The 15,574-nt window shown below is 73.7% G+C and carries 14 protein-coding genes and 1 pseudogene; 11 read left to right on the top strand and 4 right to left on the bottom strand.

Going from position 1 to position 15,574, the window contains the following annotated elements:
- Positions 1-7: 7 nt before the first annotated feature.
- Positions 8-802, bottom strand: coding sequence for a PIG-L deacetylase family protein (locus tag ACWC94_RS29040; protein WP_450800142.1), 795 nt, complete (start codon positions 800-802; stop codon positions 8-10).
- Positions 803-835: 33 nt separating this feature from the next.
- Here ACWC94_RS29040 and ACWC94_RS29045 point away from each other — a divergent pair, with 33 nt between their 5' ends.
- Positions 836-1,471, top strand: coding sequence for a DUF1345 domain-containing protein (locus tag ACWC94_RS29045; protein ID WP_450800143.1), 636 nt, complete (start codon positions 836-838; stop codon positions 1,469-1,471).
- Between the two features lie 69 nt (positions 1,472-1,540).
- On the opposite strand, the gene cpt is transcribed toward ACWC94_RS29045, so the two are convergent.
- Positions 1,541-2,086 (bottom strand): chloramphenicol phosphotransferase CPT, encoded by a 546-nt coding sequence (cpt, locus tag ACWC94_RS29050; protein ID WP_450800144.1) that lies wholly within the window; start codon positions 2,084-2,086, stop codon positions 1,541-1,543.
- 136 nt (positions 2,087-2,222) lie between these two features.
- Here cpt and ACWC94_RS29055 point away from each other — a divergent pair, with 136 nt between their 5' ends.
- The 3 genes from ACWC94_RS29055 (at position 2,223) to ACWC94_RS29065 (ending at position 8,935) form a co-directional block, all read left to right on the top strand.
- On the top strand, positions 2,223-3,596 hold the full coding sequence (locus tag ACWC94_RS29055) for a bifunctional transcriptional activator/DNA repair enzyme AdaA (RefSeq protein ID WP_450800145.1): 1,374 nt from the start codon (positions 2,223-2,225) through the stop codon (positions 3,594-3,596).
- A 41-nt stretch (positions 3,597-3,637) separates the two neighbouring features.
- The gene (locus ACWC94_RS29060; RefSeq protein ID WP_450800146.1) at positions 3,638-4,486 is read left to right on the top strand and encodes an isocitrate lyase/PEP mutase family protein; all 849 of its coding nucleotides are present in this window, start codon (positions 3,638-3,640) and stop codon (positions 4,484-4,486) included.
- Between the two features lie 288 nt (positions 4,487-4,774).
- Complete coding sequence (locus ACWC94_RS29065) at positions 4,775-8,935, top strand: molybdopterin-dependent oxidoreductase (protein WP_450800147.1); 4,161 nt, start codon at positions 4,775-4,777, stop codon at positions 8,933-8,935.
- A 226-nt stretch (positions 8,936-9,161) separates the two neighbouring features.
- Here ACWC94_RS29065 and ACWC94_RS29070 read toward each other — a convergent pair whose 3' ends face one another.
- Entirely contained in the window at positions 9,162-10,076 is a 915-nt protein-coding gene (locus ACWC94_RS29070; protein ID WP_450800149.1) for a pyridoxamine 5'-phosphate oxidase family protein, read from the bottom strand.
- Between the two features lie 503 nt (positions 10,077-10,579).
- On the opposite strand from ACWC94_RS29070, the gene ACWC94_RS29075 reads away from it, so the two are divergent.
- The gene (locus tag ACWC94_RS29075) at positions 10,580-11,278 is read left to right on the top strand and encodes a hypothetical protein (protein ID WP_450800150.1); all 699 of its coding nucleotides are present in this window, start codon (positions 10,580-10,582) and stop codon (positions 11,276-11,278) included.
- 466 nt (positions 11,279-11,744) lie between these two features.
- A complete protein-coding gene (locus ACWC94_RS29080; protein ID WP_450800151.1) occupies positions 11,745-12,188 on the top strand; it encodes a universal stress protein in 444 nt (147 codons plus the stop codon).
- 46 nt (positions 12,189-12,234) lie between these two features.
- Here the strand turns inward: ACWC94_RS29080 and ACWC94_RS29085 are convergent, their stop codons facing one another.
- A complete protein-coding gene (locus tag ACWC94_RS29085; RefSeq protein ID WP_450800152.1) occupies positions 12,235-12,366 on the bottom strand; it encodes a hypothetical protein in 132 nt (43 codons plus the stop codon).
- 23 nt (positions 12,367-12,389) lie between these two features.
- On the opposite strand from ACWC94_RS29085, the pseudogene ACWC94_RS29090 reads away from it, so the two are divergent.
- The 5 genes and pseudogenes from ACWC94_RS29090 to ACWC94_RS29110 form a co-directional block, all read left to right on the top strand.
- Positions 12,390-12,636 (top strand): annotated as a pseudogene (locus ACWC94_RS29090) (ergot alkaloid biosynthesis protein); the annotation flags it as partial.
- 38 nt (positions 12,637-12,674) lie between these two features.
- Positions 12,675-13,379 carry a response regulator transcription factor gene (locus tag ACWC94_RS29095; protein WP_450800153.1) on the top strand — a complete coding sequence of 235 codons (705 nt, stop codon included), beginning with the start codon at positions 12,675-12,677 and terminating at the stop codon, positions 13,377-13,379.
- On the top strand, positions 13,376-14,833 hold the full coding sequence (locus ACWC94_RS29100; protein ID WP_450800154.1) for a sensor histidine kinase: 1,458 nt from the start codon (positions 13,376-13,378) through the stop codon (positions 14,831-14,833). Before ACWC94_RS29095 ends, ACWC94_RS29100 begins: the two co-directional genes overlap by 4 nt.
- Before the next feature lie 54 nt (positions 14,834-14,887).
- Positions 14,888-15,292: a hypothetical protein gene (locus tag ACWC94_RS29105; protein WP_450800155.1), complete on the top strand. Its 405-nt coding sequence runs from the start codon at positions 14,888-14,890 to the stop codon at positions 15,290-15,292.
- The gene (locus tag ACWC94_RS29110; protein ID WP_450800156.1) at positions 15,292-15,528 is read left to right on the top strand and encodes a hypothetical protein; all 237 of its coding nucleotides are present in this window, start codon (positions 15,292-15,294) and stop codon (positions 15,526-15,528) included. Before ACWC94_RS29105 ends, ACWC94_RS29110 begins: the two co-directional genes overlap by 1 nt.
- The last annotated feature ends 46 nt before the right edge of the window (positions 15,529-15,574 follow it).

Genomic DNA, 15,574 nt, shown 5'->3' on the forward strand with positions numbered 1-15,574 from the left:
GCCGACGCTACGAGGCGGGACGGAAGAGGTCCGGGACGGCATCGTCCGCAGTCGCCGCGCGGGCCTCGACGTACCATTCCCGGCCGAGCAGCCGTCCGAAGACAGGAACCGGCAGGCGCACCAGCACCCTCATCACAGCGGCCAGCCGGCCCGTGCCCGAGACCTGTGAACGGTGGGCGGCCAGAGCGGCCCGCTTCCGCCCGGCGAAGCGCCGGACATCGACGGTGTGGGTGATGGCCGCGCGCGGGGTGTAGCAGGTGCGCACCGCGTCCGGGTCGAAGCGCAGGGGGATCCTCAGCACGCGCACCAGCTTCACCAGGCGGGTCACCCCGTCGCGCGGCATGGTCGCCTCCAGCACACGGGGCACCCCGGCCAGCTCGGCGGCGCGTTGGCCGACCTCGTGCACCTTGACGTGGTCGCGGTGGCCGTATCCGCCGCGGGCGTCATAGCTGAGGAGCACACCCACGTCCTCCTCACGGAGGACGGCGGCCAGCCGTTCGGCCGCCTCCTCCGTGTCCGCCCGCACGAAGCGCGGCCGGTCCGGCGGATCGGGATAGAGGATCGCGCCGTGGCCGCTGTTCGCGTACCCCAGGTGCACCACGCGATGCACGCCCAACACGGCGGCGCTGGCGCGGAGTTCGGTCAGACGCGGCGCTTCGCCGTCCGGTGCGGCGTCCATGAGGCCGTCCGTGGCGACGACGATCACCACGCGATGTCCCTCGGCCGCGGCCCGCGCGAGCGTGCCGCCCGTCAGGAGCACCTCGTCGTCCGGGTGGGCGTGAAACGCCAAGACGGTGGTCATGGGCCCATTCTGACGCCGTTATCGTTGTGTCGCATGAGCAAGTGGCTGCCGCTGTCCGCGGTTCCCAGGCTGGCCGGCGCGGTGGTCGTCGGAGCGGCGGTCGGAGCGGCCGTCGGCGCGGCGACGCGCCCACCACTGGGGATCCTCGCCGGGATCGCGGCAACGCAGGCCGTCCTCGTCGTGACGGGCTGGCTGGTGCTGTGGCCGATGGACGCCGCCGCGACCCATGGCAACGCCCGGCGTGAGGACCTGCGGCCCGCCATGGAAGAGCTGGTGGTGGTGGCCGCTTCGCTGTGCGGACTGGTCGGGATCGTGCTGCTCCTCCTCCTGAACGAGTCCGGAGCCGGTCATGCCGCTGCCCCGACCGCGCTCGCCGGTGTCTTCCTGGCATGGGCGGCGCTGCACCTGATGTACGCCACCCGCTACGCCCACCTCTACTACGACGCGTCCGCCGGCGGGATCGACTTCAACAACGACCAGCCGCCCGCCTACCGGGACTTCCTCTACTTCAGTTACAACCTCGGCATGACCTACCAGGTCTCCGACACCGCCGTCCGCAGCCCGGGGATCCGCGCGATCGTGCTACGGCACACACTGCTGTCCTACGTGTTCGGCACCGGCATCCTGGCCACCACCCTCAACCTGGTCGCGAGCACGGTCACCAGCTGACCGGCCCAGGTGTCGCAGCCGCTGCCCGGACACCGGGCACCTGACGCCGGCCCCGCGACACAGCTGGACTCAGCGGGTGCCGGAGTCGACATGTGCGGCGATGGTCCGTGCGCAGTCCATCGACTCCGCGCGCGCGGTGTCCACTTCCAGGTCGTAGGTCACGCCGTGGTGGACCACCTCCGCCTGGGAGGCGGCCATGCCGACGGTCCGGTCTCCCCGCGCGACCTCACGGCCCGCGGCGACCGCGGCGTCACACCGGACACCGACCCACAGCACCCGCAGGTCCCCCAGGGCTTCGCGCCACCGCCGCTGTGAGTACGCCCCGCCGAGGAAGACCTCGTCGACGACGACCCGGGCGCCCGCACGGGCCATCGCGGCGACCCCCTGGATCCATGCCGCTTCCAGGGTCCGGAACTCCGGCCCGACGCTCACCCCTCCGTCCGGGGCGAACCCGATTCCGCCGGCCGATGTGAGCATGGCGGCCGGCATCGCGGCAACCAGTGTGTCCGTCCCGACAGCCAGCCAGGGATCCGGCAGGACTGCCTGCAGGCACCGCACGATCCCGGACTTCCCCGAGCTGGAACCACCGTTGAGCACGATCACCTGAGTCGTCACCGCGCCACAGTAGAGGCGTCCGGGCAGGACCCGAAACGGGTTTCGCGGCGGGACACCCCGGCCGGCCCGCCGGGTGGTCACGGTCATGTCCGAATCTGGCCAGCACCGGGACCGGCCGATCGCCTAGAAAGGGGACATGACGACTTACTCGGCCGTGGTCACCACCGGCATCTACTGCCGGCCGGGCTGCGGGTCAAAGCCGCTGGCGGAGAACGTGCGCACGTTCGAGCACCCGGCGGCGGCCGAGGCGAACGGCTTCCGGGCGTGTCTGCGGTGCCGGCCCTACCGGGTGGCCGGGCCGATCGCCGCGGACGTCCCCGAACTACTGTGCAGAGCCGTACAGTTGATCATCGCGGGAGCGCTGGACACGGGGACCGAGGCCGCGCTCGGAGCCCGGCTCGCCGTGTCGCCCCGGCATCTGCGGCGGCTGTTCACCCAGCACCTCGGGGTGACCCCGGACCAGCTCGCCCGCTCGCGCCGCGCGCACTTCGCGCGGCGCCTGCTGGACGACACGGATCTGCCGGTGGCCGATGTGGCGTTCGCGTCCGGATTCGGCAGCGTACGGCAGTTCAACCGGGACATGCGGTTCGTGTTCCGGGCCTCGCCGCTGGAACTGCGCGGCCGGCGCCGGCGGGCGGACCGGCTCGTGGCGGACGGCGGGCTGGTGATGCGGTTGCCGTTCGCACCGCCCCTGCACTGGCCGGCACTGCTGGCGTTCCTGGCCGAGCGGGCCGTACCGGGCGTGGAGTCGGTGCGGGAGGGCGTGTACCGGCGCACCATCAGCCTGGACGGTGAGGCCGGGCTGCTGGAGGTGCGTGCGGGCGGCGAGGACCATCTGCTGCTGCGGGCCCATCTGCCGTTCTGGGAAGGGCTGATCCATGTCGTCGAGCGCGTCGGCCGGATCTTCGGCGTGGACGCGGACATCGCCCCGGCGGAGTCCGCCCTGGCCGCGGATCCCTCGATCGGCCCGCTGATCGCGGCCCGCCCGGGGCTGCGGGTGCCCGGAGCCTGGGGAGCCTTCGAGATCGCCGTGAACGCCGTGCTCGGCCAGTACGCCGCACGGCCACGGGCGCGCGAGCAGCTGGCGGCCCTGGTCGTGGCCGCCGGACAGCCGGTTCCCGGGCTCGGCCACGGCCTGACGCACCTCTTCCCGTCCGCCCAGGTGGTGGCCTCGGCCGACCTGAAGGGTGCCGGACTGCCGCGCGACACGGCGGACACACTCGGCGCCCTGGCCCGCGCCGCCGCACAGGACGACACACTGTTCGACGGGGGCTCCTGCCTGGCGGACTTCGTGCGTGCCGTGGGAGCCGTCCCCGGCGTCACCGAGGACACCGCACACCGGATCGCGTTGCGACTGGGCTACGACGACGCCTTCCCGGCCGTCGGCGGCGCCCTCGCGCGGACACCGGACGAGGCGGGCGCCGGGGCAGCCGCCGCATGGCGACCCTGGCGCGCCTTCGCCGCGACCCACCTGGCCGTGGCGGAGGAACTCCCCACGGCGACCACCTGACCGAACCGACTCGACAGCCGTCAGTACCGAAGGGATCCATCATGCAGACTGCCCAGCTGGAACGGGCCGACACCCTGCGCGCGCTGCACAGGGCGTCCGACGGACGCGCGCTGGTGCTGCCCAACGCGTGGGACGCCGCGAGCGCGGCGCTCATCGCCCAGGCGGGTGCCCGGGCCATCGCCACGACCAGCGGAGGTGTCGCCTGGTCGGCCGGCCGGCCCGACGGCCACGGCCTGACGCGCAAGGAGATGGCCGCGGCCGTACGACGGATCGCCGACACGGTCGACGTGCCGGTGAGCGCCGACATCGAGGGCGGCTACGGACCAGGCGCCGACGATGTCGCGGCCACCGTCCGCGCGGTGATCGCGGCCGGCGCGGTCGGTGTCAACCTGGAGGACTCACAGGCGCCGGGCGGGCCGCTGTACGACGTGTCCGCTCAGGCCGTACGCCTGCGCGCGGCCCGTTCCGCCGCCGAGGAAGCGGGCCTGCCCGGTCTGTGGATCAACGCGCGCACGGATGTGTTCCTGTTCGGCATCGGCGCCGCGGAGGAGCGCGTGGGGCATGTGCTGACCCGGGCCCAGGCCTACGCCGACGCGGGCGCCGACAGCCTGTTCGTTCCCGGGCTCGTCGACCTGGACACGGTGGCCGGACTGGTCCGCCGCAGCCCCCTGCCGGTCAATGTGATGACGGGTCCCGGCGCGCCGCCGGTGACGGCGTTCGAGGCGGTCGGCGTCCGCCGTGTCAGCGTGGGCACCGCGCTCGCCCAGACCGCGTACGGGACCGTCCAGCGCGCGACCGCCGAACTGCTGGGGACGGGCACCTACGACGCGATGCGGGGCGCGGCCGACTTCGGCACCGTCAACGACGCCGTCACCACCAAACGGACGTAAAACCACGTCGAAGGCCACCACGGCGATCACAGCCTCCAGGATCGCGGCCACCGCCACTGACCCCCGCCGTTCCGGCAGCCGCACGGAGGGGGCCGGCCCCGGACGGCGCCCACGCCGGCCGGGGTTGTCTCCCTTCCGTGGGGCGAAGCCCGTGCTCACACCCGCCTCCCAGGCCCTGTGCGGTGCGCGTAACCCCTGGTGATCAGGGGTGGAGACACCCACGTAATGAGCGGTTCGTACCGTCACGGAAGGTGAGATCAGGTCGAGCACAGCAGAGGGGAGGCGCCCGTGGCCGCGCCGGGCTCGCGGAGCGAGGGCACGACGAAGGTGCGGACGGTCTGCTCCTACTGCGGGGTGGGCTGCGGCCTGGTCCTCGACGTCGGCACGGGACCGGACGGGCGGCGCACGGTCCTGAAGGCGTCGGGGGACAAGGAGCACCCGGCGAACTTCGGCCGGCTGTGCACCAAGGGCGCGACGACCGCGGACATGCTCGCGGCCCCGGGCCGGCTGACCACCGCCCTGGTCCGGCCGGACCGGGGTGAGGAACCGCAGCCGGTGCCCGTGGCGGACGCCGTCGCCGAGACCGCCCGGCGCCTGCGCGCGATCGTCGACGAGCACGGCCCGGACGCGGTCGCGTTCTATGTCTCCGGACAGATGAGCCTGGAGGCGCAGTACCTGGCGAACAAGCTGGCCAAGGGCTTCCTGCGCACCAACCAGATCGAGTCGAACTCCCGGTTGTGCATGGCGAGCGCCGGCGCCGGTTACAAGCTGTCGCTGGGAGCGGACGGGCCGCCCGGCTCGTACCAGGACTTCGACAGGGCCGACCTCTTCTTCGTCATCGGCTCGAACATGGCCGACTGTCATCCCATCCTCTTCCTGCGGATGATGGACCGGGTGAAAAGCGCGGGCGCCAAGCTGATCGTCGTGGACCCGCGGCGTACCGCCACCGCCGCCAAGGCCGACCTGTTCCTGCAGCTCAAGCCCGGTACGGACCTCGCCCTGCTCAACGGTCTGCTGCACCTGCTGCACGAGAACGGCCACACCGACCCCGGCTTCATCGCCGCGCACACCGAGGGCTGGGAGGCGATGCCCGCCTTCCTCGCCGACTACCCGCCCGCCACCGTCGCCGAGATCACCGGCGTCCCGGAGGACGACCTGCGCGAGGCGGCCCGGCTGATCGGCGAGGCGGGGGAGTGGACGAGCTGCTGGACGATGGGCCTGAACCAGTCCACGCACGGCACCTGGAACACCAACGCCCTGGTCAACCTGCACCTGGCCACCGGCGCGCTCTGCCGCCCCGGCAGCGGACCCTTCTCCCTCACCGGCCAGCCCAACGCCATGGGCGGCCGGGAGATGGGGTACATGGGGCCGGGGCTGCCCGGGCAGCGCTCGGTCCTGGTCGACGCCGACCGGGCCTTCGTCGAGGAGCTGTGGGAGCTGGAGCCGGGCACCCTGCGCGCCGACGGCGTCGGCAGGGGAACGGTCGAGATGTTCCGGAAGATGGCCGACGGGGACGTCAAGGCGTGCTGGATCATCTGCACCAACCCGGTCGCCTCCGTCGCGAACCGCAAGACGGTCATCGAGGGCCTGGAGGCAGCCGAGTTCGTCGTCACCCAGGACGTGTTCGCGGAGACCGAGACCAACGCGTACGCCGATGTCGTCCTGCCCGGCGCCCTGTGGACCGAGACCGAGGGGGTCCTGGTCAACAGCGAGCGCACCCTCACCCTGGCCCGGCCGGCCGCCGATCCGCCCGGCGAGGCGACGGCGGACTGGCGGATCATCGCCGCGGTGGCCCGTCGGATGGGCTACGAGAAGGGCTTCGCGTACGACAGCGCCGAGGAGGTCTTCGAGGAGATCAGGCGCGCCTGGAACCCGGCGACCGGCTGGGACCTGCGCGGGGTGAGCTACGAGCGGCTGCGGCAAACGCCCGTGCAGTGGCCGGCCCCGACCGCCGACGGCCCCGACCGCAACCCCGTCCGGTACCTCGGCGCGAACGGCTCGCCGACCTTTCCGACCGTGAGCGGACGTGCCGTCTTCCACGCCCGACCGCACATCCCGCCGGCGGAGATGCCCGACGACGACTACCCGTACGTCCTCAACACCGGCCGCCTCCAGCACCAGTGGCACACCCTGACCAAGACGGCCAAGGTGGCCACACTCAACAAGCTGAACCCCGGCCCCTTCCTCGAGGTGCACCCGCAGGACGCGGCCGAACTCGGCCTCGTCGAGGGGGACTCGGTGGAGGTCGCCTCGCGGCGCGGACGCGCCGTGCTGCCTGCGGTCGTCACGGACCGGGTACGGCCGGGCTGCTGTTTCGCGCCGTTCCACTGGAACGACCTGTTCGGCGAGTATCTGAGCGTCAACGCGGTGACCAGCGACGCCGTCGACCCGCTGTCGTTCCAGCCCGAGTTCAAGGTGTGCGCGGTGTCGCTGACCAAGGTGGCCGCCCCGGTGACGGTGCGGGTCCCGGCCCCGGCCGGCACGGCGGCCACGGCCCCGACGGCCGCAGACGTCACGGCACCGGCCCCCGCCGCCCTTGACTCCCTCACCGCTTCCGGCCCGTTCGGGCTGGAGCCCGCGCCGCCCCCGGTCCTGGCCGAACACGAACGCCGCTATCTGACCGGCTTCCTCGCCGGGATCCCCTCCGGCCTCCCGGGCGTACCGGTGCTGCCGCCGGACGCCCCGTTCAGCCCGGAACACGCCCTGTGGGTGAACGGCGTACTGGCCGGGATGTACTCCAGGACCGAGGCGCGCCGTCCCACGGCGTACGGCCGTGACGGCTCCCCGTCCTCGTCCGCCCCCTCCCCGGACGCGGTACGCCGCCAGGTCGTGATCCTCTGGGCGTCACAGACCGGGAACGCGGAGGACTTCGCGACCACGGCGGCGCAGCGCCTCACGGCGGACGGCCATCCCGCCGCCCTCCAGCCCATGGCGGAGACCGACCCCGCCGCGCTGCCCTCCGACGCCGACCTGCTGCTGATCACGAGCACCTTCGGCGACGGCGACGCCCCGGACAACGGCGCCGGATTCTGGGACGCCCTCGCCGCGCCCGAGGCCCCGCGCCTGAAGGGCAGGCGGTACGCCGTCCTGGCCTTCGGCGACTCCTCCTACGACGACTTCTGCGGCCACGGCCGCCGCCTGGACCGGCGTATGGAGGAACTGGACGCGGTACGGCTCGCACCGCGCACCGACTGCGAACCGGACTACGAGACCGCCGCCGGGGCCTGGCTGGACCAGGTCCTCACCGCCCTGCGGACAGCCGAGCAGCCAACCCCCGCCGCCCCCCTCTCCCCGGCGCCTTCGCCCCCGGTGCCTCCCCGGCCGAGCCGTCCCGCCCCCGTCACCGCCCGCCTCACCGGCAACCGCCTGCTCAGCATGCCCGGCGCGGGCAAGGAGGTCCGGCGCTTCACCTTCGACACCCGCGACAGCGACACGCCGCTCGACTACGAGGCCGGGGACGCCCTGGCGGTGCACCCGGTCAACCGGCCGGAGCTCGTGACGGAGTGGCTGGCCGTCACCGGCCTGGACGCGGACACGACGGTGCAGGTCAGGAGCGTGGGAGACATGCCGTTCGGCGAGGCCCTGCTGCGCCGTCTGGACATCACCCGCATCACCCCCGACCTGCTGCGCTTCGTTGCCGAGCGCGCCCGCGACCCGCGCGAGCCGCGCAAGCTCCTGCGGCCGGACAACAAGGGCGAGTTGGCACAGTGGTCCTGGGGGCGCCAGGCCGTCGACGTGGTCGCCGAGTTCGGCATCCGGGCCGGGGCACAGGAGTGGGCCGACGTGCTGGGCCGCCTGCAACCCCGCCTGTACTCCATATCGTCCAGCCCGCTGACGGACCCCCGCCTGGTGTCGGTGACCGTCTCCGTCGTCCGCTACGAGAACCTGGCCGGCCGCCCCCGCCAGGGCGTGTGCTCGCCCTTCCTCGCCGACGCCGAGCCGGGCACGCCGGTGCCGGTCCGCGTCCAGCGGGCCCCGCACTTCCGCCCGCCCGCCGACCCGGCCGCACCGGCGGTGATGGTGGGCCCCGGCACGGGCATCGCGCCCTTCATCGGTTTCCTGGAGGAACGCCGGGCCCGTGGCCACCGCGCCCCGAACTGGTTGTTCTTCGGCGAACAGCACCGCGCGACGGACTTCTACTACGAGGAGGAGCTGACCGCGTTCCTGGCCGAGGGCACGCTCACCCGCCTCGACACCGCCTTCTCGCGCGACCAGCGCGCCAAGGTCTACGTCCAGGACCGGATGCGCGAACACGGCCCTCTGCTGTGGTCCTGGCTCCAGGACGGCGCCCGCTTCTACGTCTGCGGCGACGCCTCCCGCATGGCCAAGGACGTCGACCGGGCCCTGCGGGACATCGCGGTGATCCACGGAGGCCTGGACGAGGCGGAGGCGGCGACGTACGTCAAACAACTCGCCGCCGACAAGCGCTATGTGCGGGACGTGTACTGACCGTCACCCCGGGTGTCCATGTAGGGCGGAGCAGGTCTGCCGGGCGTGTACCGGTCGTCGGCGACCTCGTCCGGGCACGTACGAGGGCACCGCGGCAGTCGTCGGTTCCGCCGAGCACGAGGGAGAAGAGGCCGCAGAGCGGCGGTCCGCAGTGTCGTGGACGTCGGGTCCCGGCTCGCCGGCGCGGGTCCCGGCCCAGGCTGAGCCGCGTGTGAACCGTGGCCGCCTACCGATCGTCCGGAGCGATACGGCGGCCCGTCAGGCTCGTGGGCCGGATCGACACCCACATCTCGCGCTCACCGCCCGCCCAGGGTGTGGTGTGCGCCTGCTGGGTGATCCTGCGCACGGCCTCGGGGTCGGTCACCACACTTGCCCGGCCGACGGCGAGCACGCTCCAGCCCTGGCTCAGTGCCTCGTCCACGTGGTCGACCTCGAAGGCGACCTCCCGCTCCACTGCCGCCGCGGCCACGGAGTCGGGCGCCGTCCGGAAGACGATGGCGTCGTCCACGACCTCGTAATTGACCGGGACGACCGCTGGGCGGCCGTCGGACGCCGATACCGCGATGCGCCCCACGCCGTGCGTGGAGAGCAGGGTGCGGCACTCCTCCGGGCCGAGATCGCGCAGCTGGGGGTGGAGCAGTGCGTGGCCCTGGCCGGGTGGGAGATCGATGTTCCCGCCGCGCAGCGCGGCGACCGTGGTGCCCAGTGCGTCGGCCAGCCTGATGAGAGTCGCCAAGGTAGGGTCGGCGGGGCTGTCCTCGAGATACGCCAGGTAGTCGGGCGACATCCGGGCGCGGCCCGCTGTTTCCTCCCGACTGAGCGCGCGCCTTCGGCGTTCCGCGGCCACGCGTCGGCCGATGTCTCCAGGGTTCCGTGTCCCGGTCGGCGGGGTCGCGACGCTCACCACCTCGTCGGTGTCCGGCCGCGGCCCGCGGGCGTGCCCTGGTTGTCCGTGCTCGAGGTGGTGGATGTGGGCGTCGGGCCCGGGGAACACGAGCGTCACTTCGTCCGTGTCGGACCAGCGCACGTCGTAGGGGGGTGTTCCGTCCTCGTGGTGGAGTCCGACGATCTCGCCGTCGCGCCGGGCGGCGCCGGTCGCCGGGCTTTCGATGACGAGTTGGTCGCCGAGGTGAGCTCGCATGATCGTCGCCCTCTCCTCAGAATGGTGCTGCATCCAACCTGCCACGCGGACCCGACCGCCGCACGGGGCGGCGGCCCCGTGGCCGCGAGGTGGGCGGCCCGTGCTCGGGTGCGTGGTGTCGGTCTCCGGCAGTCTTGACCACCGGACGGACGACGCCCGGGATACGCCCCCCGACTCCTGACCCGTGCGGGGCGTCTGACTTCACACCGGCCGCACCGCGATCTGGCGAGTGCCGTGCCCCCGGTCCTCCACGATTGCCGCGCGGCGGGCCGCGGAGTGTGCCGGATTCGGGCAGATTGGGCGCGGTGCGCAGCGGGATGTTCTTCTGGATGGTCTCCCACGGCATGCCGGCCCCTCCTTCCTTCGGGCCCGCATCGACCATCCGCCGGGAATCACCCCGCCCGCAGTGGGCCGAAGGGCCCCTGTGCGTGGCCGGACGGCACCGGTCCAGCGAATCGCCGGCCTGAGACGATGCCCGAGTCGGGTTCGGGAGGTGAGCGGGTATGGGGCTGGGGGTCCGGCTCACCCTGCTGGGCGTCGGCGCCATGGCGTCGCCGCGCTTCGCACCGGCCGGTCTGCTGGTTGCCTGTGGCCGACATCGGGTCGCGTTCGACAGCGGACCCGGGGCGGAGCTGCCGGAGGGCCGGCTGGACGCCTGGCTCGTCACAGACGAGCAAGCCGAGCTGCGCTCCGCCCTGCGGCGACTCGCCGCAGAGCGCGGGCTGGTGCCGCGCATGACGGACGCGGACCTGGGCGAACTGCGCGTCAGGGCACTGCCGGTCGCGCACACCTCTCACCCGACGTGCGGTTACCGGATCGAGGGAGGGCGGGGAGTGGCGGTGTGGGCACCGGAATTCTGGACCTTCCCGGCGTGGGCGGTGGACGCGGACCTGATGTTCGCGGAGGCCTCGTGCTGGGACCACCCCATCCGGTTCCGTGGTGGCGTGGGCGGCCACGCTCCCGTGCGGGCCGTCGGCGCGGAAGCGGCCCGGCACCGGATCGGACGCCTGGTCTACGCCCATATCGGCCGTCCCTGCCTGCGGGCGATGGACGCCGGCCTGATGCCCGAGTACGGGGAGTGGGGCCGGGAGGGCCACACGTACGTCCTCCCACCGCACGGCCCGCATGTGCAGAGGGACGTCGACACAACCCCGGCGTCACCGGCGAACCGCCGCTGCCCTGGGGCCGAACGGCATTCATGAGGATGCGTCGGGGCCCCGCCCGGGACCGCCGGCGCCCGGCGCCGGACCGGTGGTGCTCAGCTGTGACACGGATGCACGTGAGGCAGTCGTCGCGTCTGCGCCCCGTCACGCCGCGGCTGTGGGGCGGACCCGAGGCCGGTCGGTGACCGACCGGGGTGCGGTTCGGGTCTCCACGCGCTCGTGGGCCGCGGTGACCGGGAAGGCCGCCCTACGGGCGTCGCGCGAGCCGTCGGCCGAAGCATCGGCCTCCTCCGCCTGGCGCGGTGGACTGCGCGTGGGAACGCCTGGATCGCGGCGGAGTGACGTGCTGCGGGCGCCGACGCCCGCACGCGCCGACGCCCGCACGCGCCGCCGTCCGTCATGCCGCCGGCTGCGCTTCTCTGGCGGTGCGGCGACCGGTCCCGCAGCGTGGAGAGCAGAGGCGGACCGGCCCGGTGGGCGCGACACCGAAGGAGTGGTGGGACACATGGACAAGGATGCCTCCGAGCGCCGGGTGGTGGTCGGTGTCGACGGGTCGCAGTCCTCGTACGAGGCCCTGCGCTGGGCCGTGCGCTACGCCGGTCTGGTCGGCGGCACCGTGGACGCGGTCGCGGTGTGGGAGCTGCCGGGCCTGTACGGCTGGTCGGCGCCCGCCGTGGACATGGACGTCGACGAGGACGAGACCCGCCAGAAGATGAGCCGGGAGCTGACCGACGTGCTCGGCGCGGACGCCGCGGGCTCGGTCCGGACCCATGTGGTGCACGGGAACCCGGCCGATGTCCTGCTGCGGGCCGCCGAAGGAGCCGACGTCCTGGTCGTCGGCAGCCGGGGCAGGGGCGGGTTCGCGCGCGCCCTGCTCGGCTCCGTCAGCCAGCACGTGTCGCAGCACGCGAGCTGCCCGGTCGTGATCGTGCGCCCCCAGAAGCAGTGACACGCAAGCACTCGGCCGGGGCTAGGACCTTGCCGGGCCCAGCCGCTCACCGGAAGGCCGCGTGGACCTCCTGCCCGGTCGCCTCGTGCGACACGAGCAGGAGTTCGTCACCGGGGGGCAGCCGCATCCGGGGGCTGGGGACCGTGGGCCGGCCGTTGCGCACCGCCGTAGCGACCATGGCGCCGACGGGCAGGGCGATCTCTAGCCGGCACCGTCACCCGGGTCACGGGCCGCCCCGTGGTGCACCGCGATCTGACGTACGAGCAGCTGCGCGACCGTCTGGCCGCGTCCATGCCGCGTGGGTTCGCCCGCCCTGCTGGCCGGCCTGGACCGTGCCATCGCCCAGGGCGCCGAGGACCGCACCACCGACACCGTCCAGCGCGTGACCGGCCGCCCGCCCCACAGCCTCCGGACGGTCGCCGAACGGGAGCTGACACGAGGCGGCTGAGACAGGACGTACCCTGACCGGGCGATGAGGGAGGGCGCATGAGGGACAACGCGTGCCCCGGTGCGGTGCTGGTCGTCGACGACGACGCGGCGATCCGCCGGTCGCTGGAGCGTGGCCTGAGGCTGAACGGCTTCATGGTGCGGACCGCGGCCGACGGGCCCGGGGCGCTCACCGCGATCGACGAGGAACCGCCGGACGTCCTGGTACTCGACGTGTCGATGCCCGGCATGAGCGGCATCGAGGTGTGCACACGGCTGCGCGCCTCGGGCCGGGACCTGCCGGTCCTGATGCTCTCCGCCCTCGACGAGACCGCCGACCGGATCGCCGGTCTCCAGGCGGGCGGCGACGACTACCTGGTCAAGCCGTTCGCCCTGCAGGAACTGGTACTGCGGCTGCACGCGCTGCTGCGCCGCCGGCCGCCCGCCGACCGCGCGGTGCTGCGGGTGGCAGGCCTGGTCATCGACCCGGCGGCGCGCACCGCCGGGCGGGACGGCCACCCGCTGGACCTGACCCGTCGCGAGTTCGAACTCCTCGAGGTGCTCGCCCGCAACGCCGGACTCGTCCTGACCCGCGACCAGCTCCTGGAACGCGTGTGGGGCTACGACTTCGACGTGCGCACCGACGCCGTCGACACCTTCGTCAGCTATCTGCGGCGCAAGCTCGAGGCGGACGGAGGACCGCGGCTGATCCACACCGTGCGCGGAGTCGGCTTCGTGCTCAGGGAGGCCGGGAACACGCCGTGAGACTCTCCACCCGTATCGGCCTCGCCGTCGGCTGCACCGTCCCGCTGCTGGTCCTGGCCTCCGGGTGGCTGCTGCTGCACCTGGTAGCCCGGGACCTGCACCGCACCGAGGACCAGCATCTGCGCGAGCGGGCCTCGGCCATCGCCCCGGACGCCCGGTCCCTGCTGCGGGCCTCGGCGAACGGCCGGCCCAAGGCCGCCGACACCAGGGAACGAAAGCTGTTCAGCGCGGCCCTCGACGTCGGCGTACGCGTCGTCGGACCGGACGCCGACTTCCGCGGCGGCCCGCAGCCCGGTCCGTCCGCGACCCTCCCGCCACGTCCCGTCGGCCCGGTCACCGTGCGCGACGGCGCCCGCAGCTGGCGGGCCCTGGCCCGCCCCCTGCGGGGCACCACCGCCACCCTGTGGGTCTTCTCGACCGACGCCGCCGACCGCACCCAACTCCGGCTCGTGCGGCGCCGCGTGCTCCTCGCCGCGCTCCTCGCCGCGCCCCTGTCCGGCCTGCTCGCCTGGGGACTGGCCCGCGGTGCGAGCGCCCCGCTGCGCCGCCTCACCCGCCGCACCGCCGGCCTGGACCCGCGCACCAGCAGCGCCCGGCCGGACGACCGGCGCACCGGGGTGAGCGAGGTCGACGAGCTGGCCGCCACCCTGCGGACCGTCCTCGCCCGCTACGACGAACAGGCCGCCCGCACCGCCGAGGCCCTGGACACCGCCCGCTCCTTCTCCGCCGCCGCGGCGCACGAACTGCGCACGCCGCTGATGAGCATGGGCACCAACCTCGACATCCTCGCCGACCACCCGGGCCTGCCCGCACCCGACCGCGCCGAGGTCCTCACCGACCTGCGGCGCGAACACACCCGGCTTCTCGGCCTGTTGGTGATGCTGCGCGAGCTGGGCCGCGGGGACCTGGTGGAGGCGGAGGCGTTCGGCCCGGTCGACCTCGCCGATGTCGCGGAAGCGGCCGTCGCCGAGGCCCGCCGCCGGGCCCCCGACGCCGAGATCACCCTGGACGCCGCCCCCGGGCTCACCGTGCACGGCTGGGAGCCGGGCCTCAGGCTGCTGCTGGACAACCTGCTCGGCAACGCCCTGGCGCACGGACGGGACGCGCGAGGCCGGGCGTGGGTCCGGGTGGCCGCGAGTGCGACCGCGGACGAGGTCGCGATCACGGTGGACGATCACGGGCCCGGCGTGCCGCCCGCCGCCCGGGGCCGGGTCTTCGAGCGGTTCCAGCGGGGCCCGGACAGCGCGGGCTCCGGACTCGGTCTGACCCTCGTCGCCCAGCAGGCGGCGCTGCACGGGGGGAGCGTCACGGTGACGGACGGACCCGACGGGATCGGCGCCCGCTTCGCCGTACGGCTGCCCCCGGGCGGTGGCGGGCTGCCGGACCGGCGGGACTGGCTCATCGGCACAGCCGGGACAAACCGGTCACAGAGTTTCCCCAAAGACCTTCCCTAGCCTCCCTCGCGGCGGACGGCCGACCCGGCCGTCGCCGAAGGAACGGAGAGGCAGATGAACGTACGACGTCGCACGCGCACCCTGCTCGCGGGGCTCGCCGTGACAGCGGTCCTGGCGGGCGCGGCGGGGACCGCCTCCGCGGCCGACAGCACACCCACCGCCAAGCCGGCCGGTGACGGGGCCCACGCACTGTGCAAGCGGGTACCGAAGATCGACCGCCGGATCGCACGGGCCCTGAAGCGGCTCGACGCCGGAGCCGGAACACGCGGCTCGGTGGCACGGCTGCGGAAGCGGGTCGACAACGCGAAGAAGGCGGGCCACACCGAGATCGCCGGTTACCTCCAGGACCGGCTGGACTTCCGCACGTCGCTGCGGACCAACCTGGAACAGCGCCAGAAGGATCTGGCGGCCGTCAAGACGTGGTGCGCGGCCAACGGCGACGGGAAGGCGGCGAACTGATGCGGGTCCGGCGTCGCGCCCTGGCGCTGACCGCGGCCACCGCGCTGGTGGTGGCCCTCGGCGCGGGCTGCGCCCACCACGACGGCGCCTCCCCGAAGACCACGCCCGACGCCGCGTCCGCCACGGCGCCGTCCGGCGGGCCCTCGCGACTGGCCGAGATGCAGAAGAAGGTGAACGCGGCCGAATCGGCGGCAGCCGCGGCCGACCGGGACGCGGCGGGCACCGCCGATCGCTGACCCGCGCGGGGAGCGCCGTACGGCGCTCCCCGCGCGGCACGTCCCG

The sequence above is a fragment of the Streptomyces sp. NPDC001135 genome (assembly GCF_053598395.1).